At 63.9% G+C, this 23370-nt stretch carries 22 protein-coding genes; 14 read left to right on the top strand and 8 right to left on the bottom strand.

The features are described 5' to 3' along the window. The first annotated feature begins 29 nt into the window (after positions 1-29). On the top strand, positions 30-923 hold the full coding sequence (locus RAM80_RS16260) for a LysR family transcriptional regulator (RefSeq protein WP_416421521.1): 894 nt from the start codon (positions 30-32) through the stop codon (positions 921-923). Between the two features lie 75 nt (positions 924-998). On the opposite strand, the gene RAM80_RS16255 is transcribed toward RAM80_RS16260, so the two are convergent. Then, a complete protein-coding gene (locus RAM80_RS16255; protein ID WP_416421520.1) occupies positions 999-2024 on the bottom strand; it encodes a LacI family DNA-binding transcriptional regulator in 1026 nt (341 codons plus the stop codon). A 216-nt stretch (positions 2025-2240) separates the two neighbouring features. Between RAM80_RS16255 and RAM80_RS16250 the strand changes: the two genes are divergently transcribed. The 4 genes from RAM80_RS16250 (at position 2241) to RAM80_RS16235 (ending at position 7967) form a co-directional block, all read left to right on the top strand. Further along, positions 2241-4487, top strand: coding sequence for a TonB-dependent receptor (locus RAM80_RS16250; protein ID WP_416421519.1), 2247 nt, complete (start codon positions 2241-2243; stop codon positions 4485-4487). A gap of 2 nt (positions 4488-4489) precedes the next feature. Continuing rightward, entirely contained in the window at positions 4490-5818 is a 1329-nt protein-coding gene (locus tag RAM80_RS16245) for an LLM class flavin-dependent oxidoreductase (RefSeq protein ID WP_416421518.1), read from the top strand. 133 nt (positions 5819-5951) lie between these two features. After that, on the top strand, positions 5952-6989 hold the full coding sequence (gene mgrA, locus RAM80_RS16240) for an L-glyceraldehyde 3-phosphate reductase (protein ID WP_416421517.1): 1038 nt from the start codon (positions 5952-5954) through the stop codon (positions 6987-6989). Positions 6990-7040: 51 nt separating this feature from the next. Beyond that, positions 7041-7967, top strand: a complete 927-nt coding sequence (locus tag RAM80_RS16235; RefSeq protein ID WP_416421516.1) for a sulfonate ABC transporter substrate-binding protein — start codon at positions 7041-7043, stop codon at positions 7965-7967. A 6-nt stretch (positions 7968-7973) separates the two neighbouring features. Here RAM80_RS16235 and RAM80_RS16230 read toward each other — a convergent pair whose 3' ends face one another. Together RAM80_RS16230 and RAM80_RS16225 are read right to left on the bottom strand one after the other, a co-directional pair. Continuing rightward, positions 7974-9176: a helix-turn-helix domain-containing protein gene (locus RAM80_RS16230; protein WP_416421515.1), complete on the bottom strand. Its 1203-nt coding sequence runs from the start codon at positions 9174-9176 to the stop codon at positions 7974-7976. A 2-nt stretch (positions 9177-9178) separates the two neighbouring features. Beyond that, a complete protein-coding gene (locus RAM80_RS16225; protein WP_416421514.1) occupies positions 9179-9775 on the bottom strand; it encodes a hypothetical protein in 597 nt (198 codons plus the stop codon). A gap of 641 nt (positions 9776-10416) precedes the next feature. On the opposite strand from RAM80_RS16225, the gene RAM80_RS16220 reads away from it, so the two are divergent. Next, a complete protein-coding gene (locus RAM80_RS16220; protein ID WP_416421513.1) occupies positions 10417-10659 on the top strand; it encodes a hypothetical protein in 243 nt (80 codons plus the stop codon). 284 nt (positions 10660-10943) lie between these two features. Here the strand turns inward: RAM80_RS16220 and tauD are convergent, their stop codons facing one another. From tauD to tauA (RAM80_RS16195), 5 genes are all read right to left on the bottom strand, one after another. After that, complete coding sequence (tauD, locus tag RAM80_RS16215; protein WP_416421512.1) at positions 10944-11777, bottom strand: taurine dioxygenase; 834 nt, start codon at positions 11775-11777, stop codon at positions 10944-10946. Positions 11778-11811: 34 nt separating this feature from the next. Beyond that, positions 11812-12645, bottom strand: coding sequence for a taurine ABC transporter permease TauC (gene tauC, locus RAM80_RS16210; protein ID WP_416421511.1), 834 nt, complete (start codon positions 12643-12645; stop codon positions 11812-11814). Continuing rightward, entirely contained in the window at positions 12642-13433 is a 792-nt protein-coding gene (tauB, locus tag RAM80_RS16205; RefSeq protein ID WP_416421510.1) for a taurine ABC transporter ATP-binding subunit, read from the bottom strand. Before tauB ends, tauC begins: the two co-directional genes overlap by 4 nt. A 124-nt stretch (positions 13434-13557) precedes the next feature. Continuing rightward, complete coding sequence (gene tauA / locus RAM80_RS16200) at positions 13558-14532, bottom strand: taurine ABC transporter substrate-binding protein (RefSeq protein WP_416421509.1); 975 nt, start codon at positions 14530-14532, stop codon at positions 13558-13560. Positions 14533-14728: 196 nt separating this feature from the next. Next, positions 14729-15694, bottom strand: coding sequence for a taurine ABC transporter substrate-binding protein (tauA, locus tag RAM80_RS16195; protein ID WP_416421508.1), 966 nt, complete (start codon positions 15692-15694; stop codon positions 14729-14731). A gap of 416 nt (positions 15695-16110) precedes the next feature. Here tauA (RAM80_RS16195) and RAM80_RS16190 point away from each other — a divergent pair, with 416 nt between their 5' ends. The 8 genes from RAM80_RS16190 (at position 16111) to RAM80_RS16155 (ending at position 23319) form a co-directional block, all read left to right on the top strand. After that, positions 16111-17484 (top strand): OprD family porin, encoded by a 1374-nt coding sequence (locus RAM80_RS16190; RefSeq protein WP_416421507.1) that lies wholly within the window; start codon positions 16111-16113, stop codon positions 17482-17484. Positions 17485-17657: 173 nt separating this feature from the next. Next, positions 17658-18296: a peroxiredoxin gene (locus tag RAM80_RS16185; protein ID WP_416421506.1), complete on the top strand. Its 639-nt coding sequence runs from the start codon at positions 17658-17660 to the stop codon at positions 18294-18296. 245 nt (positions 18297-18541) lie between these two features. Then, complete coding sequence (ssuE, locus tag RAM80_RS16180; RefSeq protein ID WP_416421505.1) at positions 18542-19135, top strand: NADPH-dependent FMN reductase; 594 nt, start codon at positions 18542-18544, stop codon at positions 19133-19135. Positions 19136-19295: 160 nt separating this feature from the next. Then, a complete protein-coding gene (locus tag RAM80_RS16175; RefSeq protein ID WP_416421504.1) occupies positions 19296-20261 on the top strand; it encodes a sulfonate ABC transporter substrate-binding protein in 966 nt (321 codons plus the stop codon). A gap of 58 nt (positions 20262-20319) precedes the next feature. Beyond that, the gene (ssuD, locus tag RAM80_RS16170) at positions 20320-21468 is read left to right on the top strand and encodes an FMNH2-dependent alkanesulfonate monooxygenase (RefSeq protein WP_416421503.1); all 1149 of its coding nucleotides are present in this window, start codon (positions 20320-20322) and stop codon (positions 21466-21468) included. Positions 21469-21477: 9 nt separating this feature from the next. After that, positions 21478-22260 carry an aliphatic sulfonate ABC transporter permease SsuC gene (ssuC, locus tag RAM80_RS16165; RefSeq protein WP_416421502.1) on the top strand — a complete coding sequence of 261 codons (783 nt, stop codon included), beginning with the start codon at positions 21478-21480 and terminating at the stop codon, positions 22258-22260. Continuing rightward, complete coding sequence (ssuB, locus tag RAM80_RS16160) at positions 22257-23072, top strand: aliphatic sulfonates ABC transporter ATP-binding protein (RefSeq protein ID WP_416421501.1); 816 nt, start codon at positions 22257-22259, stop codon at positions 23070-23072. Before ssuC ends, ssuB begins: the two co-directional genes overlap by 4 nt. A gap of 31 nt (positions 23073-23103) precedes the next feature. Continuing rightward, the gene (locus RAM80_RS16155) at positions 23104-23319 is read left to right on the top strand and encodes a TOBE domain-containing protein (protein ID WP_027980095.1); all 216 of its coding nucleotides are present in this window, start codon (positions 23104-23106) and stop codon (positions 23317-23319) included. Positions 23320-23370: the final 51 nt, after the last annotated feature.

Genomic DNA, 23370 nt, shown 5'->3' with positions numbered 1-23370 from the left:
TCAACTTTCGCCAACAATCAGGGGGCTGTATGGACCAGGTTCGCGCCATGAAAATCTTCGTGCGTATCTTCGAGCGCAGCAGCTTCACCCTGGCGGCCGAAGACCTGAACCTGCCCCGCGCCACACTCACCCACAGCCTCAACCAGTTCGAAGCCTGGCTGGGCACGCGGCTGCTGGAACGCAGCACCCGGCGCGTGCGCCCCACGCTGGACGGCGAGGCCTACTACGCCCGTTGTGTGCGCCTGCTGGCAGAGCTGGAAGAGGCCGAACTGGCGTTCCGCCAGGTGGCGCCCAAGGGCCGGTTGCGGGTGGACCTGCACGGCTCGCTGGCCAGCTATTTCGTGGTGCCGGCGCTGCCCGAGTTCATCGCCCGCTACCCGGATATCGAGCTGTCGTTCAGCGAGGCGGACCGTTTCGTCGACCTGATCGAGGAGGGCGTGGACTGCGTGGTGCGCGCCGGCAACCTGGGCGATTCGTCGCTGATCGGCCGGCGGGTGGCGAACCTGCCGCAGGTGACCTGCGCCAGCCCCGCCTACCTGCGCACGCACGGCGAGCCGCAGGTGCTGGCGGATTTGCAGCAGCACAAGGCGGTGAACTACGTGTCGCGCACCTCGAACAAGCCGTTCCCATTCGAATTCGTGGTCGATGGCGAGGTGGTGGAAGTGCAGGTGCCGGGGGCCATCTCGGTGTTCGGCACGCAGATCTACGCGGCAGCGGCGATTGCCGGGCTGGGGCTGTTCCAGGTGCCGCGCTACCGGGTGGCGCTGCCGATTGAGCAAGGCTTGCTACGCGAGGTGCTGCCGCAGTTCCCGCCGCCGCCCATGCCGGTATCGGTGCTGTACCCGCAGAACCGCCACATGGCGCCGCGGGTGCGGGTGTTCGTGGATTGGGTGGCGGAGGTCTTTCGAGGAAAAACCTGGTAGGAGCCGACCTTGGTCGCGATGGCGTCCTCAAGGGCCCCATCGCGACCAAGGTCGGCTCCTACGGGTTTGAATTCATCAGGCGCTCTCGCGTTCGATCAGGCGGCACTCCAGCAGGTTGAGGCGTTCGACTTCCACCTCGCCCAAACTCTCCAACACCCGCGTCGCCGCCAGCACGCCAATCTCCAGCGCTGGAGGCTTGATGGTGGTCAGGCTGGGCATCAGCATCTCGGCGAACGGGTAATCGCCAAACCCCACCACCGCGCAATCCTCGGGGATCTTCACCCCTGCGCGCTGCCCCGCCAGCATGCCGCCGGCCGCCAGGTTGTCATTGGCAAAGATAATCGCCTGGGGCGGCTGCGCGCCGGCCATCAACGCCTGCATGGCCTGCTTGCCCGCTTCGAACGGCGCCAGGCCTTCCTGTGGGGCGAACACCTGCGGTGCCAGGCCCAACTCGGCCATGGTGGCGGTGTAGCCGTCGCGCCGCTCCAGGGCGCTGAAGTCGCCGGCCGCGCTGTTCTGCACGAAGGCGATGCGCTGGTAGCCCTTGCCATGCAGGTAACGGGTGGCCGTGACCCCCACCTGGAAGTGCGAGAAACCGATCTGGATGGGGCTGCGCTCGGGCCGGTAGTCCCAGGTCTCGATCAGGGGGATGTCGGCCTCGGCGATCATCTTCTCGGTGGCTTCGCTGTGGAAATGGCTGGTCAGCACCAGCGCCGCCGGTGACCAGCCGAGGAACGCGCGCACGGCGCTTTCCTCCTGCTCTACCGAGAAGTAACTGGAGGCCAGCAGCAGCTGGTAGCCGTGGCGGCTGAGGGTATCGCTGAAGCCCTGGATGGTGTTGGCGAAGATCGGCCCGGAGATGTTGGGAATCACCATGCCGACAATGCGCCCGCGCGCCGAGGCCAGGCCGCCGGCCACCAGGTTGGGCACGTAGCCCAGCTCATCCACCGCCGCCTTGATGCGCTCGCGGCGCTCGGGCGACACCTGCTCGGGCTGGTTGAAATAGCGCGACACGGTAATCGCCGACACCCCGGCATGGCGCGCCACGGTGTTCAGCGTGACCCGACCGGCGCCACGGCGCTTGCGCTTGTCATCGCTCACTTCAACCTCCTGATAAAACCTAAACGCATATAAAAGTAATTTTTCAGTATTGGACGGTCTATGCCCGGATTGCCGATACTTTCGATGTTAGCGCTAACAAAGTGCTTTGTCTGCTACTCGCTCGAGCGAATGCCCACGACACCTTTTCTGCGAAACGACAGACGCAGTGGCCGCAGAGCCACGGCCAGGGCATAACCTTCGAGCAGGGCATCCGACATGCAAAACCGATTTGGGGATCGTTTCAAAACCACCGCGCTGGTACAGGCCTTCGGCTGGACCCTGGCCGCCTGCGCGGCCATGCCGCTGGGCGCGGTGCAGGCAGCGGATGCCACCACCACCACCGCCACCGACAGCAGCGCGGAACCGGTGCTGAAATCGGTGACCGTCACCGCCACCCGCCGCGAAGAGTCGCTGCAGAAGGTGCCCGTGGCCGTCACCGTAGTGGATGGTGAGCAACTGGGGCGCGAGAACCGCACCAACATCGAAAGCATCGTGCAGCAGATCCCCACGGTGAACTTCCGCACCGGCGCGTCGAACAAGGACACCTCGCTGTTCATTCGCGGCGTGGGCACCATCTCCACCTCGCCGGGCGTGGAGCCCACCGTGGCCACCGTGGTCGACGGCGTGGTGTACGGCCGCCCGGGCATGGCCACCCTCGACCTGCTGGACCTGGACCGCATCGAAGTGCTGCGCGGCCCGCAGGGCACGCTGTTCGGCAAGAACGCCTCGGCCGGCGTGCTTAACATCGTCACCAAGGCGCCCACCGACGAGACCCACGGCTACGTGGAACAGTCCTACTACCAGGGCAACGAAAGCCGCACCCGCTTCGGTATCGGCGGCACGCTGATCCCCGGCGTGCTGAAGGGCAACGTCACCGCGTTGGTCAGCGACTACGACGGCAACGTGCACAACAAGACCAACGGCCAGGAACTCAACGGCTACAACCGCAAGGGCGCGCGCGGCAAGCTGGAGTTCACCCCCAACGAAGACTTCAAGCTGACCCTGTCCGCCGACTACATGAACGCCACCAGCGACGCCCCCAACGGCGTGGTCGCCGCCAGCACCCTGGCGTCGTTCGGCAGCGCGCTGTCGCCGGTCACCGCCAGCTCGCACAACCGCGACATCGTCAGCGACTACCGCACCCACGTCGATGACATCAACAAGGGCCTCTCCGCGCAGGCGGACTGGAACCTGGGCGACTACACCCTGACGTCGATCACCGCCTGGCGCGGCTGGAACAACGACCAGTGGCAGGACGCCGACCGCCTGGCCACCATCAGCGCCGCCTACCCGGGCATCCAGGACAAAGGCACGCTGGACTACGACCAGTACAGCCAGGAGCTGCGCCTGGCCTCGCCCAAGGGCGAGTTCATGGAATACGTGGCCGGCCTGTACTACATGCACGCCCGCGACAAGGAAACCTACGGCCGCACGCTCATCACGCCGACCGCCACCACCAGCGGCCTGGCCAACTACGGCACCACCAGCGACAGCTACGCGGTGTTCGGCGAGAACACCTTCAACTTCACCCCCACCTTCCGCGGCATCGCCGGCCTGCGCTGGACCCACGACGAGCTCAAGTACGACCACGAGCGCACCTCCACCTCGGCCGTGGCGGTGAACGGCATCAACCCGGCCACCAGCAGCTCGGGCGACACCAACGCCGAAGGCTGGTCGGGCCGCCTGGGCCTGCAGTACGACCTCAGCGACAGCGTCACCAGCTACCTGACCTACTCGCGCGGCTACAAGGGCCCGGCCTACAACGTGTTCTTCAACATGCAGCCGCGTGACACCGACGCGCTCAAGCCGGAAACCTCGAACACCTGGGAACTGGGCGTGAAGGCCACCAGCTGGAACAACCGCCTGACCACCAACCTTGCGGTGTTCCACAGCCAGTACAACAACTACCAGGCCAACTTCTACGACACCGTGGCCAACCAGGTGGTGACCCGCCTGATCAACGCCGGCACGGTCAGCACCGAAGGCGTGGAGGGCGACTGGGCCTTGCAGGCTACCCGCAACCTGAAACTGTCGGGTGCGTTCGCCTACACCCACGCCCGCATCGACCAGTTCAGCTGCCCGGCCGGCGCCGCCGCCTCGTGCAACGTCAACGGCAAGACCCTACCGTTCAGCCCGGACTGGAAAACCTACGTGCGCGCCGACTACGACATCCCGCTGGACAACGGCATGGACATCGAGCTGGGCACCGACTTCAACTGGCAGAGCAAAGTGCAGTACGACATCAGCCAGAACCCGCTGACCGAGCAGGGCGCCTACGGCATCTGGAACGCCAGCGTCGCCCTGGCCGACTACGGCAGCGGCTGGCGCGTATCGCTGGAAGGCAAGAACCTGGCGAACAAGTCCTACTCGCCACTGCTGGCCAGCGGCACCGGCTACATCTACCGCGCGGTACCGCGTGACGACCAACGTTACTTCGGCATTCAAGTACGCAAGGACTTCTGAACATGAGCCAGGCACCACGACAACTGAAATTGGGCGCGTTCCTGATGGCAACCGGTCACCACGTGGCCGCCTGGCGGCACCCAGAAGTGCCGGCCAACGCCGGGCTGGATTTCAAGCACTACAAGCACCTGGCCCAGGTGGCCGAGCGCGCGCGCTTCGACACGCTGTTCGTGGCCGACAGCGTGGCGGCGGCCACCGGCGACATCGCCAGCCGCATGGCGCGCTCCGACCACTTCGAGCCGCTGACCCTGCTGTCGGCGCTCAGCGCCGTCACCGAGCACATCGGCCTGATCAGCACCGTCACCACCAGCTACAACGAGCCCTACCACGTGGCGCGCAAGTTCGCCTCGCTGGACCACCTGTCCGGCGGCCGCGCCGGCTGGAACCTGGTGACCTCGGACGCCGCTGCCGAAGCGCTGAACTTTGGCCGTGACGAACACATCGGCCACGCCGAGCGCTACAGCCGCGCCCGCGAGTTCTACCAAGTGGTCACCGGCCTGTGGGACAGCTGGGGCGACGACGCTTTCCGCCGCGACAAGGCCAGCGGCCAATACTACGACCCCGCCAAGTTGCACGTGCTCAACCACAGCGGCGAACACTTCAAGGTCAAGGGCCCGCTCAACGTCGCCCGCTCGCCCCAGGGCCGGCCGGTGATCGTGCAGGCCGGCTCTTCGGAAACCGGCCGCGAGCTGGCGGCGCAAACCGCTGAAGTGGTCTTTACTGCCCAGACTTCGCTGGCCAATGCCCAGGCGTTCTACGCCGATTTGAAAGGCCGGCTGGCGAAGTTCGGGCGCAGCGCCGATTCGTTGAAAATCATGCCCGGCGTGTTCGTGGTGGTAGGGGAGACCGAAGCCCTGGCGCAGGAAAAATTCGAGGCGTTCCAGGCTTTGGTCGAACCCGAGGTCGGCGTGGCGCTGTTAGGGCGTATGCTCGGTAACTTCGACCTGTCCGGCTACCCGCTGGACGGCCCGCTGCCCGAGCTGCCGCTGACCGACAGCGGCCAGCAAAGCCGGCAGAAACTGCTGACCGAACTGGCTGGGCGCGAGCAGTTGAGCCTGGCCGAACTGGGCCGCAAGATCGCCGGTGGACGTGGGCATTACAGCCTGATCGGAACCCCGGTGCAGATTGCCGATCAGTTGCAGGCATGGTTCGAACAAGGCGCGGCCGACGGCTTCAACGTGCTGGTGCCGCATTTGCCCGGCGGCCTGGAAGATTTCGCCGACCACGTGGTGCCCGAGCTGCAACGCCGCGGGTTGTTCAGAACCGAGTACGAAGGCACCACGCTGCGCGAGAACCTGGGGCTGGAAAGGCCGGCCAATCAGTTTCTGTGAACCGTAACCCCGTAGCCGCTGCCGTCAGGCTGCGCTGGCCCTGGGCCTCGCTGGAGATTTCCAGTGCACTCGAGGGCCAGCGCAGCCTGGCGGCAGCGGCTACAGGTTGCCAAATTCAATAAGAGAGGAACCGATGACCTACATCGCTGCGCAAGACCGCTACGAGTCCATCCCTTACCGCCGCGTAGGCCGCAGCGGCCTGGTGCTGCCGGCGCTGTCCCTGGGCCTGTGGCACAACTTCGGCGACAGCACGCCCATCGACACCCAGCGCGCGCTGCTGCGCACCGCCTTCGACCTGGGCATCAACCACTTCGACCTGGCCAACAACTACGGCCCGCCCTACGGCAGCGCCGAGATCAACTTCGGCCGCCTGCTGCGCGAAGACTTCAAGCAGTACCGCGACGAGCTGATCATCTCCAGCAAGGCCGGTTGGGACATGTGGCCAGGCCCGTACGGCCAGGGCGGCGGCTCGCGCAAATACATCCTCGCCAGCCTCGACCAGAGCCTGCAGCGCCTGGGCGTGGACTACGTGGACATTTTCTACTCGCACCGCTTCGACCCCGACACCCCGCTGGAAGAAACCGCCGGCGCACTGGCCACCGCCGTGCAGCAGGGCAAGGCGCTGTACATCGGCATCTCGTCGTACTCGGGGGTGAAAACCCGCGAAATCGCCAAGCTGCTGCAAGAGTGGAAAGTGCCGCTGCTGATTCACCAGCCGGCCTACAACCTGCTCAACCGCTGGGTGGAAAAGGACCTGCTGGACGTCACCGACGAGCTGGGCAGCGGCGTCATCGCGTTCACCCCGCTGGCCCAGGGCCTGCTGACCGACAAGTACCTCAACGGCGTGCCCAAGGATGCCCGCGTGAACAAGCCGGGCGGTGGCTCGCTGCTGCAGTCGCACCTGTCGGAAAGCAACCTGGCGCACATCCGCTCGCTGAACGAAATCGCCCAGCAGCGCGGCCAGAGCCTGGCGCAAATGGCGCTGGCCTGGACCCTGCGCGACCCGCGCGTGACCTCGGCGCTGATCGGCGCCAGCCGTCCCGAGCAGATCATCGAGAACGTCGGCGCCCTGAAGAACCTCGCCTTCAGCCGTGAAGAGCTGGAAGCCATCGACCGCTTCGCCGTCGAAGGCGGCATCAACCTGTGGGAAAAGCCGTCCCTGGCTGAGTAACCCCTCCCAGCCGGGGGCCACGGCCCCCGGCCCTGCATTGCGAGAACGCCCATGAAACCACTAGCACGCCTGGCGGCCGGCCTGTCCCTGCTTGCCCTGACTTTCAACGCCCTGGCCGACCCGGCCGCGCTGCGCATCGGCTACCAGAAGGGCTCCATCGCCCTGGTGCTGGCCAAGGAGCACGGCCTGCTGGAGAAGCAATTCCCGCAGACCAAGGTGCAGTGGATCGAATTCCCCGCCGGCCCGCAGATGCTCGAAGCGCTCAACGTCGGCGCGCTGGACGTGGGCTCCACCGGCGACATCCCACCGCTGTTCGCCCAGGCTGCGGGTGCCGATCTTGTGTACATCGGCGCCGAACCGGCCAAGCCGGCCGCCGAGGTTATCCTGGTGAAGAACGACAGCCCGCTGCACAGCGTGGCCGAACTCAAGGGCAAGAAAGTCGCGTTCCAGAAGGGCTCCAGCTCGCACAACCTGATCCTGCGCGCGCTGAACCAGGCCGGCCTGAGCTACAAGGACATCCAGCCCATCTACCTCAGCCCCGCCGACGCCCGCGCCGCTTTCGAGCAAGGCAGCGTCGACGCCTGGGTGATCTGGGACCCGTACTCGTCGCTGGCGCTGAGCGAAGGCCACACCCGCAAACTCGCCGACGGCACCGGCCTGGGCCTCTCCGGCCCGTTGTACACCGCCCGCCGCCCGTACGCCGAACAGAACGGCCCGTTCATCCACAACCTGCTGGCCGAACTCAGCCAGGCCGAAGCGCTGACGCGCAGCCAGCGTGAAGACAGCATCAACGTGCTGGCGGCCAACATGAGCCTGCCCAAGCCGGTGGTGGCGCAGTACATCGACAACCGCCCGCCATCGCCGATTGCGCCGGTTGACGCGAAGGTGATGGCGGCGCAGCAGGTGACGGCGGATCTGTTTTGGCAGAACCATTTGTTGCCGAAGCGGTTGGATGTGAGCCAGCAAGCCTGGAAATGATGCTGGTCAGTTTTTGGCAGGGAAGCCGAGCACCTGTGCCGGCTTCTTGAAGGACGGATTCGAGATAGGCTGGCGTTTGAGTCGCAACTTCAGGATTCGAGCTGCATCAGGGAGTTCAAAGTATCCCTGCTCAAGGCTGCACAGCGATTCCAGCGTGTCAGTGGGCAAGCCAAGCACCTGTCGAAGTTGGGAGCGAGAGAGCACCTTGCTTTCAACCATCATCTTGATGCTTTGAGACAGCAACGACGGCAACTCATGCTGAAAGGTGTCATCCAGAGGTTCGCCCTTCACCCAGCCTCTCGCTGAACGTGCTTTCCAGAGGCGCGTAGCGGTGGTTTCGTTGATGATGTCCAAGTCTTGGCACCGCTTCACCATGGCTGCCACCGAGACCTTCCAGCGGGGTTTGAGTGCAAGCAGGGTATCCAGTGTGGGCCAACGCACTTCACGGCAGAAACTTTCTGCAGGCAGTAGGAAGGCGCTGGCGAAACGATGGGCTTGTGTCTCCAGCAACGCGTATTTTTCAATGTACTGTGTTTGCGTCACGTGCCGGTGAAGCACGATATGCCCCAGCTCGTGGGCGGCATCAAAGCGATTGCGAATCCCATTAGCCTTGTCCGCGATTATGAGGGCGTAAGGCCGATCATCTGCCAGGCACCAATTTGATACGCCATCCATCTTCAGAAAGCCCAGATGGCTTCTAGCACAGACGATGCCGGCGCGCTCCATGATGTCGATTACATGCGGGATCGGGCCATTACCCAGGCCCCACGCCTGACGACATGCGCTGGCGACCTGCTCGATCTCGGCGTCGGAAATCAGTTCGCAGTTTTGTTCGGAGAGGCAGGGAACGTTGACGTCGGGGAATTCTAGGCTTTCCTGCAGTTCGAAGGAGATTTCCTGAAGCCACGACAGCCGGATCGCAGCTATTTCCCTCGCGGTTTCCGTGGCCGTGACATTTGAACGGAAGAAGAATGGACTGGAGGCGTCGCTGTGCACAGGCGACTCCACTAGCCAGTTCTGGCTTACGCCGAAAACCTCGCACAAACGGTGAAATGCATCTGCTTCAGGAGCCTGAAGGCCATTTTCCCATTTGGAGATATTTCCAGAGGCGCGGCCAACCAATTCAGCCAGCCCTGATTGAGTCAGGCCAAATGCCAGGCGCAACTGCTTGAGGCGTCCTGATTGAAAGCCTGCGACTCCCGTCCTCATCATTACCTCTTCGCTTGGGTTTCGGTGCCCGTGTTTTCTGCGCGGCGCATATTATCTCGCAATTTCACCAGCGCAATGGGTTTAAGACCAGCGTGCTCATCTTCAGCATAGCCATCCATCAGTTCATCCAACGCACAGCTCATGTGAAACCCTTTGCCGTTGAAATACGGTACCGCCAATGCAATAGCCAGCGGCTCTGCCTGGTTAGCGCAGCTGGGAGGGGGAGCATGTGCGATGACCAAGGCATTGATCAGGTGATCATCGACTGGTTGCGTTACCTCATTGATCCAGTCTATCTGGGTGCAAGCCAGGGTTTCGTTCAACAGCTTGAGGTCTGATCGGTATTTGGCTTCACGCACTTCCTTCTGCCAAGGCAGCACCACGGCGGTCAGACGGACTTTACCTATAGCAAGAAGCACGAAAAAACTTCCCTTGGGCGATGTCTCCCGGATTACAGGGGACCAGCGAACTAGTCCGCCCATGGCCTCTTGAACATACATGTAGCGCAGGTAACCCCGCAAATGCTCGGGTGGGACGTTGCGCAGCTGTTGACTGTCAGACATGGCTTTCTGGAAGGCCTGGGGGATGAGGATGCTCAACTCCTCAAAAAAATCCTGGTGATCTCCGCTCGGATGAAGCGCTGAAGGTCGTGCTTGGTCACCATGGAGATGCCTTTCTTATCATTCGGTAAGCGGATATTTAGCTCACTTTTCTTCGTTTTGAAAGGCGCTTTCTCTCCGTTTGTCCGTATTTAAGCCGGTAGCGAAAAGGAGAGATTTCCTACGTGTTTGCAGGAGATTTCGGGATGTTCAGGCTCGGGAAATCGTTTTATATTGGAAATGATTGCCTCAAGACCTGTTGGCATAAGCCTCCCCTTGAGGACACATGAATTAAAGAAGCCGCCTCTATCAGGCGGTTTTTTTATGCATGGCACCTTGGCGGTGATTTGGGATTGTTCCTACACGGTTATCGGAAGTGGCCGGGTAGTTGTGCCCCGGGCAACGCCCTATAGTCCTCTGCGTCGCTGACCATCAGCGGCCGGGCGTGCAAGCCTGTCCAGAAACGTCGTCCCCGTAACCGCACAGCAGGCAGTAGAATGCCTGCTGTGTTCGTCATGGCGGCTATGTGTGGGAGATCTTCGGGTCTGCCGGCTCTGGACCGGTCTTGCACACCTGCGCATAGCTGCCACCCATTCGCGTGCAAGCGAGGGTGGCTGTCTCAACTGTCCAGAGTACTTGCCATGACTTATCAAGACGCCTCACCCCCCATCTTCCTCATCAACCCCGACTGCCCCGACCTCGACCTCTTCGAATTCGCCACCCGCCGCTTCCAGACGGTGCGCAACCTGATGGAGTCCTTGTCGTGCATGAATTCCTGCTCCATCGAGGGCAAGGACCTGAATGTGGCGGCGGAGGTGAGTTATCACCTGTTACAGGAGGGGTGTGAGGTGCTGGAGGCCATGCACAAAAAGCTGGCCCTGTAGCAGCGGCCGCCAGGCCGCGTCACGGGCGCCGCGTTGTTGCAGGCACGCCGCCGGACGCAGCCTTCGGCAGCTGCTACGGGTTGGTGGATGGCGCAATTTTTGTAGCAGCGGCCGCCAGGCCGCGTCATGGGCGCCGCGTTATTGCAGGCGTGGCGCTGGACGCAGCCTTCGGCAGCTGCTACGGGGCGGCGTCGTCTGCATCGCGGCCAAGGCCGGCTCCTACCGCGGACGGCGTAGGAGCCGACTTTAGTCGCGATGCAGGCGACGCGGTCCCGCAGAGCACATCAGAACGGCGCATCCCCCAGGATGGTCGCGCGCTGCATTACGCGGCGGGCCGGGCGGTAGTCGTCCACGGCGTAGTGCTGGGTGCTGCGGTTGTCCCAGAAGGCCACGTCGTTTTCCTGCCAGCGCCAGCGCACGAAGAATTCGGGGCGGGTGGCGTGGGCGAACAGCAGCTTCAAAATCGCATCGCTTTCCGCCGGCTCCAGTTCGTTGATGCGGGTGGTGAAGCCGTCGCTGACGAACAGCGATTTGCGCCCGCTGACCGGGTGGGTGCGGATCACCGGGTGGCTGATGGGCGGGTTCTTGCGCCGGGTTTCTTCCCAGCGCGCCAGGTCTTCGGGGGTGCTGCCGAAGCGCTCCAGCGGGAACGACTTGGTGAAGTCGTGGGTGGCGGTGAGGCCGTCCAACAGGCGTTTCAGCGGTGCCGACAGCGCTTCATAGGCGGCGATGCCGCTGGCCCACAGGGTGTCGCCGCCGTAGGGCGGGATCAGCTTGGCGCTGAGCACCGCGCCCATGGCCGGGGTGGGCAGGAAGGTTACGTCGGTGTGCCAGATGGCGTTGTCGCGTACGTCGGTCACGGCGGTGTCGAGGATCAGCACTTCTGGCTGTTCGGGCACGTTCGGGTAGATGGGGTGAATGTGCAGGTCGCCGAACTGGGCGGCGAAGCGCGCCTGCTGCTGCGGGGTAATGGGCTGGTCGCGGAAGAAGATCACGTGGTGCGCCAGCAGCGCCTGTTCGATGGCGTCGCGGTGCGCCGTGGTCAACGGCTGGGCGATGTCGACGCCGCTGATGACGGCGCCGATGGCAGGGCTGATGGGGGTGATGGTCAGGCTCATGGCTATCTCGTTATTCAAGGTAAGCAGCGATCGATCAATGACTTTGGCCGTGCCAGGGCACCAGCTTGCGTTGCAGGGCGCGCAGGCCCATTTCCAGGGCGAAGGCGATCACGGCGATGACCAGGATGCCCAGGATCACCACGTCGGTGACCAGGAACTGCGCGGCCGACTGCACCATGAAGCCCAGGCCGCTGGTGGCGGCGATCAGCTCGGCGGCCACCAGGGTGGACCAGCCCACACCCAGGCCGATGCGCACGCCGGTGAGAATGTCGGGCAGGGCGCTGGGCAGGATCACGTGGCGTATCAATTGCGCGCGGGTGGCGCCCAGCGACTGCGCGGCGCGCAGCTTGGCCGGGTCGACGGTGCGCACGCCGGTGGCGGTGGCAATGGCGATGGGGGCGAAGATGGCCAGGTAGATCAGCAGCACTTTCGACAGCTCGCCAATGCCACACCAGATCACGATCAGCGGTAGGTAGGCCAGCGGCGGGATAGGGCGGTAGAACTCGATCAGCGGGTCGAAGATGCCGCGGGCGATGCGGTTGGTGCCGATGGCGATGCCGATTGGAATGGCCGTCAGGATGGCGAAGCCCAGCGCCAGGCCGATGCGGCTCAGGCTGGCACCCAGGTGCTGCCACAGGGTGGCGTCCATGTAGCCCTTGGTCGCCAGCAGCCAGCCTTTTTCCAGCACGGCCACGGGCGAGGGCAGGAACAGCGGTTCGATCAGCCCGCTGGCGGTGACGGCCCACCACAGGGTCAGCAGGGTCAGCAGGGTAAGGCTGCTGATGGCGCGGGTGCTCAACGGGCGCCGCGGTTTCACCGGCTTGACCAGGGTAGCCTGGGCGGTGACGGGGGCTTGGTAGCTGCTCATGCCGGCTCCTGTTGCAGTGCGGTGCGTTGCGAGAACACGCGCGACAGCACGTGCTCGCGGGTTTCGATGAAGCGTGGGTCGGACTTGATGGCGCGGGCCGACTCGCCGGCGGCGTAGCGCTGGCCGAAGTCCAGGCTCAGGCGCTCCACCACCTGGCCGGGGTTGGGCGCCAGCAGAATCAGGTCGGTGGCCAGGAACACCGCTTCTTCGATGTCGTGGGTAATCAGGAACACCGGCTTGGCGGTGCGCTTCCACACTTGCAGCAGCAGTTCCTGCATCTGCTCGCGGGTGAAGGCGTCCAGCGCGCCGAAGGGCTCATCCATCAGCAGCACGCGCGGGTCGGCGGCCAGGGCGCGGGCCAGGCCGACACGCTGCTTCTGGCCACCGGACAGTTGCCAGATGCGCCGGCTGCCGAAGTCGGCCAGGTCCACCAGGGCGAGCAGGTCGCGGGCGCGCAGTTCACGCTTTTCACGCGGTACGCCGGCCAGCTCCAGGCCGAAGGCGACGTTGGCCAGCACGTCCTGCCAGGGCAGCAGGGCGTCGTCCTGGAACACCACGCCGCGCTCGGCGCTGGGGCCTTTCACCGGCACGCCGTCAAGGGTGATGCGCCCGGCGCTGGGTTCGACGAAGCCGGCGATCAGGTTCAGCAGCGAGGTCTTGCCGCTACCCGAAGGGCCCAGGGCCACCAGCAGTTGTTGCGGGCCCAGGGACAGGTTGATGTCGGCCAGCACCGGCGTGCTGGCGCCGGGGTACTGTGCGCTGATGCGCTCGAGTTGCAGCAGGGCCATGAGATTGATCCTATGCGTGGCGCCGCCGATGCCTTTGTGGGAGCTGGCTTGCCAGCGAGCTGTTGCGGTTTGAAGAGCTCGCTGGCAAGCCAGCTCCCACAAAGGCGTGGGGGCCGGAAAATGGTTACTGAACGAACTGCGCGCTCACGTAGGGGGCGTAGTCGGGCAGCACGGCGTCGACCTTGCCTTGTTCCTTGAGGAAGGTGGCGGTGTCGGTGATGGCCTGGGTGGTGGGGGCGCCCAGGGCGGTCACCTGGTCAGCGGCCAGCGGGTAGACGTTGCCCTGTAGCAGCAGCGGGATGTCGGCGGCCTTGGCACCCGACAGCTTCACCAGCTTGTCGACGTTGCCCTGGTTGGCCAGCCAGGCCTTGGGGTCTTTGCGGTAGTCGGCGTAGGCGTCGAGGGTAACCTTGGCGAAGGCCTTGACGATTTCCGGGTGCTTGGCGGCGAAGTCCTTGCGCACGATCCAGGCGTCGAAGGTCGGTGCGCCCAGTTTGGCCAGTTCACCCGAGGTGATCAGCACCTTGCCGCTTTCCTTGGCCACGCCCAGCGCCGGGTCCCAGACGTAGGTGGCGTCGATGTCGCCGCGCTTCCAGGCAGCGATGATGGCCGGCGGGTCGAGGTTGAGGATGGTGACTTTCGAGGGGTCGATCTTCCACTGCTTCAGCGCGGCCAGCAGGCTGTAGTGGCCCGTGGACACGAACGGCACGGCGATTTTCTTGCCCACCAGGTCCTGCGGGCTGTTGATGCCGGCGCCATTGCGGGCCACCAGGGCCTCGGCGGCGCCGATCTGGGTGGCGATCAGGAAGGTTTCCACCGGCAGTTGGCGGGTGGCGGCAGCGGCCAGCGGGCTGGAACCGACGTAGCCGATCTGCACGTCGCCGGAGGCCACGGCGGTGATCACCTGCGAGCCGCCGTCGAACTTGCGCCAGCTGATTTTCGATTGGGTGGCCTTTTCATAGGCGCCATCGGCCTGGGCGACCTTGGCCGGGTCGACGGTGGTCTGGTAGGCCACGGTGAAGTCGGCGGCCTGCGCCACGAACGCGGCGCCTGCCAGGGAGATGGCCGCCAACAGGCGAAGGGGGTTGAAGCGGGACATGGTGCAGCTCCTCATCAGGCGGCCGGATGGCTTGGGTGATGGGAAGACTAAATGATCTAAGAATCAGTAAATAAATAACTGTTTTGCATTAGCTTAGCGCTGGATTCTGTAGCCGTAGGCCGGTTTTGTGGGAGCTGGCTTGCCAGCGAGCTTTTGAGGCCCTGAAAAGCTCGCTGGCAAGCCAGCTCTCACAGGTTCAGTTAACGAACCTGGCGCTTACGTACGGGGAATAATCGGGCAGCACGCTCTCGACCTTGCCCTGTTCCTTGAGGAACTCCGCCGTCTGCTCGATGGCCTTGGCGGTGCCGCCTTGCAGCAGCGCCGGGGTTTGCTGGGCCTTGGCGTCGGGGAAGGCGGCGCCGGCCAGCAGTTCGGGCACGTCGCTGGCGTTGGCGCCGGTGAGCTTGGCTATTTTTTGCACAGGCACCGAGTCAGCCGTCCAGGCGGCCTTGTGCGCGGCATAGTCGGCGAACGAGTCCAGGGTCACCCTGGCGAACTGGGCGATCACTTCCGGGTGCTTGTCGGCGTAGTCCTTGCGCGCGACCCACACCTCAAAGGTGGGTGCGCCCCATTGGCCCACCTGGGCGGCGTCGGTGAGGGTCTTGCCGGTCTTGCGGATCTCGCCCAGGGCCGGTGACCAGACGAAGGCGCCGTCGATGTCGCCGCGCTTCCAGGCGGCTGCGATTTCCGCCGGCTGCAGGTTCACCACCTTGACCTTGCCTTCCAGCCCCCAGTGCTTCAGCGCACCCAGCAGGCTGTAGTGCGAGGTGGACACGAACGGTGTGGCGATGGTCTTGCCCACCAGGTCCTGCGGATTGTTGATGCCGCTGCCGTTGCGCACCACCAGGGCCTCGGCGGCGTTGATCTGCGCGGAGACGATGAAGGCCACGATCGGCAACTTGCGTGAAGCGGCAGCGGCCAGCGGGCTGGAACCCAGGTTGCCGATCTGCACGTCCCCCGAGGCAATGGCGGTGACCACTTCCGGGCCGCTGTTGAAACGGCGCCAGTCGATCTTCTCGCCGATGGCTTTTTCATAGGCGCCGTCGGCCTGCGGCACCTTGCTGGGGTCGATGCCGGTCTGGTAGCCGATGGTGAGGTTGGCCGCTTGCGCGCTGGCCTGGCAGATGAACAGGCTGAGGGCGACGGTTAAAAGCTTTTTCATGTGCGGACGGTTTACGGACACGGAGCACCTCTGACCGCTCGGGCGGCTTCTGCAAAGGGGGTGGGGAAATGTCCGGTGGTCCGGTTGGTGAAAGCTAAACGATCTAAAAAATAAATTACAAAGACTGTTTAGTAATTACCTTAGAGGTCGATACAGGTTAAGCGACGTGGCGTTTGGCAAAACCGGTTTTCTATTCCAAAACGATCTGAAAAGAGATGAAACAATTCTTTTTGGAGTTATGAAATATTATTTACTCTTGCCCGTCACAAAATGGACATAGACCATCGTCGTAAACCGACCTAGAGCGGTTGACGCGGTGTTCGCCACTGGCATTAATCGCAACAACCCCAGCGCAATGGACAGAAGATCCATGATTGGGGACAGACAAGAATTAGAATCATTACAGGAGCAACACAATGTACAAGTCTTCCTTGGCTCTGGCCGTGGCTGTAGGGGTATTCGCCGCGCACGCTGGCGCCGAAGGTTTCATCGATGACAGCAAGGCTGTCCTCAAACTGCGCAACTACTACATCAACACTGATAACCGTGACTCGGGTACCAAGGCTGCTGGTGCTGCGAACTACCAGGCTGAGTGGGGCCAGGGCTTCCAGCTGGAGTTCCAGTCGGGCTACACCGAAGGTACGGTCGGTTTCGGCGTTGACGCCATCGGGCTGCTGGGCGTGCGCCTGGACTCCTCGCGTGCCAAGTCGGGTAACACCAGCGGCGTGGCAGACGGCGGTACCGTGTTCCCAACCGATGGCAACGACCCTGCCAGCGAGTTCTCCAGCCTGGGCCTGACCGCCAAGGCCAAGATCTCCAAGACCGAGCTGAAACTGGGCACCCTGATGCCCAAGCTGCCGGTCATCCAGTACAACGATGGTCGCCTGCTGCCACAGACCTTCCAGGGTGGCCAGGTTACCTCGAACGAAATCAAGGACCTGACCCTGATCGCCGGTCAGATCGACACGGCCAAAGGCCGTAACTCCAGCAACAACGAGAACCTGTCGATCAGCGGCTCGAACGGCAGCGGCAACAGCAACGCCACTGGCCTGAATGCCCGTAGCAACAAGTTCTACTACGCCGGTGCCGACTACAAGGTCACCAAGGACTTGCTGGTCCAGTACTACTACGGTGAACTGACCGACTTCTACCAGCAGCATTTCCTGGGCTTGGTGCACAACTGGGCGATCGGCCCGGGCGTGCTGAAGTCTGACCTGCGCGTATTCCACAGCACCGACGACGGCGTCAGCGCCACCGATACCGACCACTTCAGCTCGGGTGACTACCGTGGTGTTGCCAGCGGCCGCGGTCCGGTCGACAACAACCTGTACAGCGGCCTGTTCCTGTACACCGTCGCCGGCCATACCTTCGGTGGCGGCTACCAGGTCAGCAACGGCAGCTCCGACTTCCCGTGGCTGAACCAGGGCGACGGTTCGTCGAACTACACCATTACCGACATGCAGATCCAGAAGTTCGGTCGTGCCGGCGAGCGCACCTGGCAAGGTCGCTACTCGTATGACTTCGCAGCGCTGGGCCTGCCAGGCGCCACTGCCGGTATCGTCTACCTGCGTGGCGACAACATCGACACCGTCGGCTCCAACCGTGCTGTCAGCGGCACTGGCCGCTCCGAGTGGGAACGCGACATCACCCTGGCCTACGTCGTGCCAACCGGCACCCTCAAGGGCCTGGGCTTCACCTGGAAAAACGCCATGTGGCGCAACGACATTCCAGGCCAGCGCGACCAGGACGAAAACCGTGTGATCGTCAGCTACTCGATCCCACTGCTGTAACCCTGCTGTAAAGACCAAAGCCTGCCGCGGACCCTATCCCGCGGCGGGCTTTGTTTTATCCAAAATCTGTTATGCCTTTTAACGCTAAATAAATCGATATTTATTCTTTTTATTTCGTCTACGCTGAGTGCACAGTGGTTCCCATAAGCACTCAACAAGGAGCAAGGCCTCTCATGAGCATCCGCCTCGGCGACATCGCCCCCGATTTCGAACAAGACTCCAGCGCCGGCAAGATCCGTTTCCACGAGTGGCTGGGCAACAGCTGGGGTGTGCTGTTCTCCCACCCCGCGGACTTCACTCCGGTGTGCACCACCGAGCTGGGCTTCACCGCCAAGCTCAAGGAAGAGTTCGCCAAGCGCAACGTCAAGGCCATCGCCCTGTCGGTGGACCCGGTGGACTCGCACCACAAGTGGATCGAGGACATCAACGAAACCCAGAACACCATCGTCAACTTCCCCATCCTGGCCGACGCCGACCGCAAGGTGGCCGACCTTTACGACCTGATCCACCCCAACGCCAACGACACCCTCACGGTGCGCTCGCTGTTCGTAATCGACCCGAACAAGAAAGTGCGCCTGACCATCACCTACCCGGCCAGCACCGGCCGCAACTTCCACGAGATCCTGCGGGTGATCGATTCGCTGCAGCTCACCGACAACCACAAGGTGGCCACCCCGGCCAACTGGCAGGACGGTGACGAGGTGGTAATCGTGCCGTCGCTCAAGGACGAGGAAGAGATCAAGCAACGCTTTCCCAAGGGCTACCGCGCGGTGAAGCCGTACCTGCGCCTGACGCCCCAGCCTAACCGCTGAGTACCCGTATTTGTGGGAGCTGGCTTGCCAGCGAGCTGTTGAAGGCTGAAAAGCTCGCTGGCAAGCCAGCTCCCACCAGGGTTTGAGGGCCGTTGATCACGGCCCTTTTTTTTGCCCGAAATCTCATATTCTTTCAGCGTCTAACCACATGAAAAAATATGATTTATGGATATATAAAAGGCCTGTTATGGTCAGTCCCATCTCGCCGATCGCGAGGCCTTTTGGTCAAAGAAGGAAGGGTGGCAATGCTGGTTGTATCTCTTGGTGGCAGCCCCAGTGTGCGTTCACGGTCCGGCGTGTTGCTGGACCAGACCCGGCTCTGGCTGCAGCGCCACAACGTGGAAGTGGCGACGTTCCAGGTACGCGACTTCGCGGCCGAGGACCTGCTGCACGCCCGCTTCGACAGCCCCAAGGTGCTCGACTTCCTGGAGCTGGTGCAGAAGGCCGACGGCCTTATCGTCGCCACGCCGGTGTACAAGGCCTCGTTCAGCGGCGCACTGAAAACCCTGCTGGACCTGCTGCCCGAGCGGGCGCTGGCCAACAAGGTGGTACTGCCCATCGCCACCGGCGGCAGCATCGCCCACATGCTGGCGGTGGATTACGCCCTGAAGCCGGTGTTGGCCGCGCTGAAGGCCCAGGAAATGCTGCAGGGGATCTTTGCTGACGACAGCCAGATCGCCTACGGCGAAGGCAGCGCCGCGGCGCAGCTGGCCCCGGCGCTGGAGCAGCGCCTGAGCAATGCCCTGGAAGAGTTCCACTACGCCCTGAGCCGCCGCCCACAGGCGCTGGAGCCCGGCATCTTGAACGAAAGACTCTTGAGCGCGCGCTGGAGTATCTAACGCCGCTTGTGGGAGCTGGCTTGCCAGCGAGCTTTTAGGCCCCAACAGCTCGCTGGCAAGCCAGCTCCCACATGTTAACTCACTGATAACACTCGCCTTACTCGCCCGCCAACGGGCAAGCAGGTGCAGCCAAAACCCAATCAAGCAAAGGAGCGGCGCTATGCGCACAGTCTTTTTGCGTCGTGGGCTGGTCGCTCTGTTTGCTGCGGCTGTGTCGTTCGGCGCCATCACCCAAGCCCAGGCTGACACCCTGCGCATCGGCTATCAGAAATACGGCACCCTTGTGCTGCTCAAGGCCCGTGGCTCGCTGGAAAAGCGCCTGGCCGCCCAGGGCGTGCAGGTGCAATGGACTGAGTTTCCCGGCGGCCCGCAGCTGCTGGAAGGCCTGAACGTGGGCTCCATCGACTTCGGCGTCACCGGCGAAACCCCGCCGGTGTTCGCCCAGGCCGCCGGCGCCGACCTGCTGTACGTGGCCCATGAGCCACCGGCCCCCAACAGCGAAGCCATCCTGGTGCCCAAGGACTCGCCGATCAAATCGGTGGCCGACCTCAAGGGCAAGAAAGTGGTGCTCAACAAGGGCTCCAACGTGCACTACCTGCTGGTGCGCGCCCTGGAAGACGCCGGCCTGAAATACACCGATATCCAGACCGTGTTCCTGCCGCCCGCCGACGCCCGCGCCGCCTTCGAGCGCGGCGCCGTGGACGCCTGGGTGATCTGGGACCCGTACCAGGCCGCTGCCGAACAGCAGCTGCAAGCGCGCACCCTGCGTGACGGCAAGGGCCTGGTGGACAACAACCAGTTCTACCTGGCGACCAAGCCTTTTGCGCAGCAGCACCCGCAGGTGATCGCCGCCCTGATCGACGAAGTGCGCTCGGTGGGCGAGTGGTCCAAGTCCAACCCCGAGCAGGTCACCCAGGAAGTCTCGCCGCTGCTGGGCCTGCCCGCCGACATCACCCTGACCTCGGTGAAACGCCAGGGCTTCGGCGCCGAGTTCATTACCCCCGACGTGGTCGCGGCGCAGCAGAAGATCGCCGACGCCTTCTACCAGCTGAAACTGATTCCCAAGCCGTTGAGCATCAAGGATGTGATCTGGACGCCGCCTGCCAAGGTCGCGACAGCCCCGTGATTCGAACTGCGGGCCGGCGCGTCGTGCCGGCCCTAGCCACCCTTAGGAGACAACTCCAATGAGCCTCAATATTTTCTGGTTTCTTCCCACCCACGGCGACGGTCATTACCTTGGCACCGCCGAAGGCGCGCGCGCCGTGGACCATGGCTACCTGCAACAGATCGCCCAGGCCGCCGACCGCCTGGGCTTTGGTGGCGTGCTGATTCCCACGGGGCGTTCCTGCGAGGATTCCTGGCTGGTGGCGGCATCGCTGATTCCGGTGACCCAGCGCCTGAAGTTCCTGGTGGCGCTGCGCCCGGGCATCATTTCGCCGACCGTGGCCGCGCGCCAGGCGGCCACCCTGGACCGCCTGTCCAACGGCCGTGCGCTGTTCAACCTGGTGACCGGTGGCGACCCGGAGGAGCTGTCCGGCGATGGTTTGTTCCTCAGCCACGAAGAGCGCTACGAAGCCTCGGTGGAATTCACCCGCATCTGGCGCCGCGTGCTGGAAGGCGAGACCGTGGACCACGACGGCAAGCACATCACCGTGAAGGGCGCCAAGCTGCTCTACCCACCGGTGCAGCAGCCGCGTCCGCCGCTGTATTTCGGCGGTTCTTCGGACGCTGCCCAGGACCTGGCCGCCGAGCAGGTGGAGCTGTACCTGACCTGGGGCGAGCCACCGGCCGCCGTCGCCGAGAAAATCGCCGAGGTGCGCGCCAAGGCCGCCAAGCAGGGGCGCACCGTGCGCTTCGGCATCCGCCTGCACGTGATCGTGCGGGAAACCAACGCCGAGGCCTGGGCGGCGGCAGACCGCCTGATTTCCCATGTGGACGACGACACCATCGCCCGCGCCCAGGCGTCGCTGTCGCGCTTTGATTCGGTGGGCCAGCAACGCATGGCCGCGCTGCACGGCGGCAGCCGCGACAACCTGGAAGTCAGCCCCAACCTGTGGGCTGGCGTGGGCCTGGTGCGCGGTGGTGCCGGCACGGCGCTGGTGGGCGATGGCCCGACCGTTGCGGCGCGGGTCAAGGAATACGCGGCGCTGGGCATCGACACCTTCATTTTCTCCGGCTACCCGCACCTGGAAGAGTCGTACCGCGTGGCCGAACTGCTGTTCCCGCACCTGGACGTGCAGCGTCCCGAACAGCCCCAGGGCGCCAATTACGTGAGCCCCTTCGGTGAAATGGTCGCCAACGACATTCTGCCCAAAGCCGCGTCGCAGAGCTGAGGGCTGACCATGGAAAAGATTATCCACAGGCTGGCGCCCTGGGCGCTGCCGGTGCTGTTGCTGGCGGTGTGGCAGTTGTCGGTGAGCGCCGGCTGGCTGTCCACGCGCATCCTCCCGGCGCCCAGCGCCGTGGTGGCGGCGGGCGTCGAGCTGGTGCGCAGCGGCGAGATCTGGACGCACCTGGCCATCAGTGGCTGGCGTGCGGGCGTGGGCTTTGTCATCGGCGGTTCGCTGGGCCTGTTCCTGGGCTTCGTGGTGGGCCTGTCGAAATGGGGCGAGCGCCTGCTCGACAGCTCCATGCAGATGATCCGCAACGTGCCCCACCTGGCGCTGATTCCGCTGGTGATTCTGTGGTTCGGCATCGATGAGTCGGCGAAGATCTTCCTGGTGGCCCTGGGCACCCTGTTCCCGATCTACCTGAACACCTACCACGGCATCCGCAACGTCGACCCGGCGCTGGTGGAAATGGCCCGCAGCTACGGCCTGAGCGGCTTCGCGCTGTTCCGCCAGGTGATTCTGCCGGGCGCGCTGCCGTCGATCCTGGTGGGCGTGCGTTTCGCCCTCGGCTTCATGTGGCTGACGCTGATCGTGGCGGAAACCATTTCGGCCAGCTCCGGCATCGGCTACCTGGCCATGAACGCCCGTGAATTCCTGCAGACCGACGTGGTGGTGCTGGCCATCGTCCTCTACGCCGTGCTCGGCAAACTCGCCGACCTGGCCGCCCGTGGCCTGGAACGCGTGTGGCTGCGCTGGCACCCGGCCTACCAGGTCGCCAAGGGAGGTGCCGCATGACCGCCGTATTGAAGAGCCAACCGCCGCGCCTGCTGCAGGGCATCCCGCTGGCGCTGGACAAGCTGCAGAAATCCTTCGGCAACCGCCAGGTGCTCAAGGACATCGACCTGCACATTCCGGCCGGGCAATTCGTCGCCGTGGTGGGCCGTAGTGGCTGTGGCAAGAGCACCTTGTTGCGCCTGCTGGCCGGCCTCGACAAGCCCAGCGGCGGTGAGTTGCTGGCGGGTTCGGCGCCGCTGAGCCAGGCCCGCGACGACACCCGCCTGATGTTCCAGGAAGCGCGCCTGCTGCCGTGGAAAAAGGTGATCGACAACGTTGGCCTGGGCCTCAAGGGTGACTGGCGCCCGCAGGCGCTGGAAGCCCTGGAAGCAGTAGGCCTGGCCGAGCGCGCCAACGAGTGGCCGGCGGCCTTGTCCGGCGGCCAGAAGCAGCGCGTGGCCCTGGCCCGCGCGCTTATCCACAAGCCGCGCCTGCTGTTGCTGGACGAACCACTGGGGGCGTTGGACGCCCTGACCCGTATCGAGATGCAACAGCTGATCGAGCGCCTGTGGAAGCAGCATGGTTTCACCGTGCTGCTGGTGACCCACGACGTGGCGGAAGCCGTGGCGGTGGCCGACCGGGTGATTCTGATCGAAGACGGCGAGGTGGGCCTGGACCTGCACGTCGAGCTGCCACGCCCGCGCGCCCGTGGCTCGCACCGCCTGGCGGCGCTGGAAACCGAAGTCCTCAACCGTGTGCTGGCGTTGCCGGGCACCCCGCCCGAACCCGAGCCCACGGCACCCTTGCCCACGCAACTGCGCTGGGCACTTTGAACCTTACCCTCGTTTGAACAGGAAGAATCACATGACTATCAAAGCGATCAACGTCCGCAACCAGTTCAAGGGCACCGTGAAGGAAATCATCGAAGGCCCGGTGCTGTCGGAAATCGACGTGCAGACCGCCTCCGGCATCGTCACTTCGGTGATCACCACCCGGTCCGTGCGCGAGCTGGAACTGGTGATCGGCAGCGAAGTGATTGCCTTCGTGAAGTCCACCGAGGTCTCGATCGCCAAGCTGTAACCACCGTTCAGGCAGTTTTTTGCCCTGCAGGGTTCGCCCTGTGGGGTTTTT

Origin of the sequence: Pseudomonas sp. App30 (genome assembly GCF_047947025.1) — a bacterium.
Lineage (GTDB): Bacteria > Pseudomonadota > Gammaproteobacteria > Pseudomonadales > Pseudomonadaceae > Aquipseudomonas.
The sequence above is the reverse complement of the archived record's forward strand: the minus strand, read 5'-3'. Positions and strand labels throughout refer to the sequence as shown.

What these genes read in the sequence shown, in the direction of transcription:
- tauD (WP_416421512.1), bottom strand. Translation starts at nt 11,777, where the DNA reads ATGAGCCTGACCATCACCCCCATCAGCCCTGCCATCGGCGCCGTCATC.
- RAM80_RS16220 (WP_416421513.1), top strand. Translation starts at nt 10,417, where the DNA reads ATGACTTATCAAGACGCCTCACCCCCCATCTTCCTCATCAACCCCGAC.
- RAM80_RS16155 (WP_027980095.1), top strand. Translation starts at nt 23,104, where the DNA reads ATGACTATCAAAGCGATCAACGTCCGCAACCAGTTCAAGGGCACCGTG.
- tauC (WP_416421511.1), bottom strand. Translation starts at nt 12,645, where the DNA reads ATGAGCAGCTACCAAGCCCCCGTCACCGCCCAGGCTACCCTGGTCAAG.
- RAM80_RS16250 (WP_416421519.1), top strand. Translation starts at nt 2,241, where the DNA reads ATGCAAAACCGATTTGGGGATCGTTTCAAAACCACCGCGCTGGTACAG.
- ssuB (WP_416421501.1), top strand. Translation starts at nt 22,257, where the DNA reads ATGACCGCCGTATTGAAGAGCCAACCGCCGCGCCTGCTGCAGGGCATC.
- tauB (WP_416421510.1), bottom strand. Translation starts at nt 13,433, where the DNA reads ATGGCCCTGCTGCAACTCGAGCGCATCAGCGCACAGTACCCCGGCGCC.
- tauA (WP_416421509.1), bottom strand. Translation starts at nt 14,532, where the DNA reads ATGTCCCGCTTCAACCCCCTTCGCCTGTTGGCGGCCATCTCCCTGGCA.
- ssuC (WP_416421502.1), top strand. Translation starts at nt 21,478, where the DNA reads ATGGAAAAGATTATCCACAGGCTGGCGCCCTGGGCGCTGCCGGTGCTG.
- mgrA (WP_416421517.1), top strand. Translation starts at nt 5,952, where the DNA reads ATGACCTACATCGCTGCGCAAGACCGCTACGAGTCCATCCCTTACCGC.
- tauA (WP_416421508.1), bottom strand. Translation starts at nt 15,694, where the DNA reads ATGAAAAAGCTTTTAACCGTCGCCCTCAGCCTGTTCATCTGCCAGGCC.
- RAM80_RS16245 (WP_416421518.1), top strand. Translation starts at nt 4,490, where the DNA reads ATGAGCCAGGCACCACGACAACTGAAATTGGGCGCGTTCCTGATGGCA.
- ssuD (WP_416421503.1), top strand. Translation starts at nt 20,320, where the DNA reads ATGAGCCTCAATATTTTCTGGTTTCTTCCCACCCACGGCGACGGTCAT.
- RAM80_RS16230 (WP_416421515.1), bottom strand. Translation starts at nt 9,176, where the DNA reads ATGAGGACGGGAGTCGCAGGCTTTCAATCAGGACGCCTCAAGCAGTTG.
- RAM80_RS16185 (WP_416421506.1), top strand. Translation starts at nt 17,658, where the DNA reads ATGAGCATCCGCCTCGGCGACATCGCCCCCGATTTCGAACAAGACTCC.
- RAM80_RS16190 (WP_416421507.1), top strand. Translation starts at nt 16,111, where the DNA reads ATGTACAAGTCTTCCTTGGCTCTGGCCGTGGCTGTAGGGGTATTCGCC.
- ssuE (WP_416421505.1), top strand. Translation starts at nt 18,542, where the DNA reads ATGCTGGTTGTATCTCTTGGTGGCAGCCCCAGTGTGCGTTCACGGTCC.
- RAM80_RS16235 (WP_416421516.1), top strand. Translation starts at nt 7,041, where the DNA reads ATGAAACCACTAGCACGCCTGGCGGCCGGCCTGTCCCTGCTTGCCCTG.
- RAM80_RS16260 (WP_416421521.1), top strand. Translation starts at nt 30, where the DNA reads ATGGACCAGGTTCGCGCCATGAAAATCTTCGTGCGTATCTTCGAGCGC.
- RAM80_RS16175 (WP_416421504.1), top strand. Translation starts at nt 19,296, where the DNA reads ATGCGCACAGTCTTTTTGCGTCGTGGGCTGGTCGCTCTGTTTGCTGCG.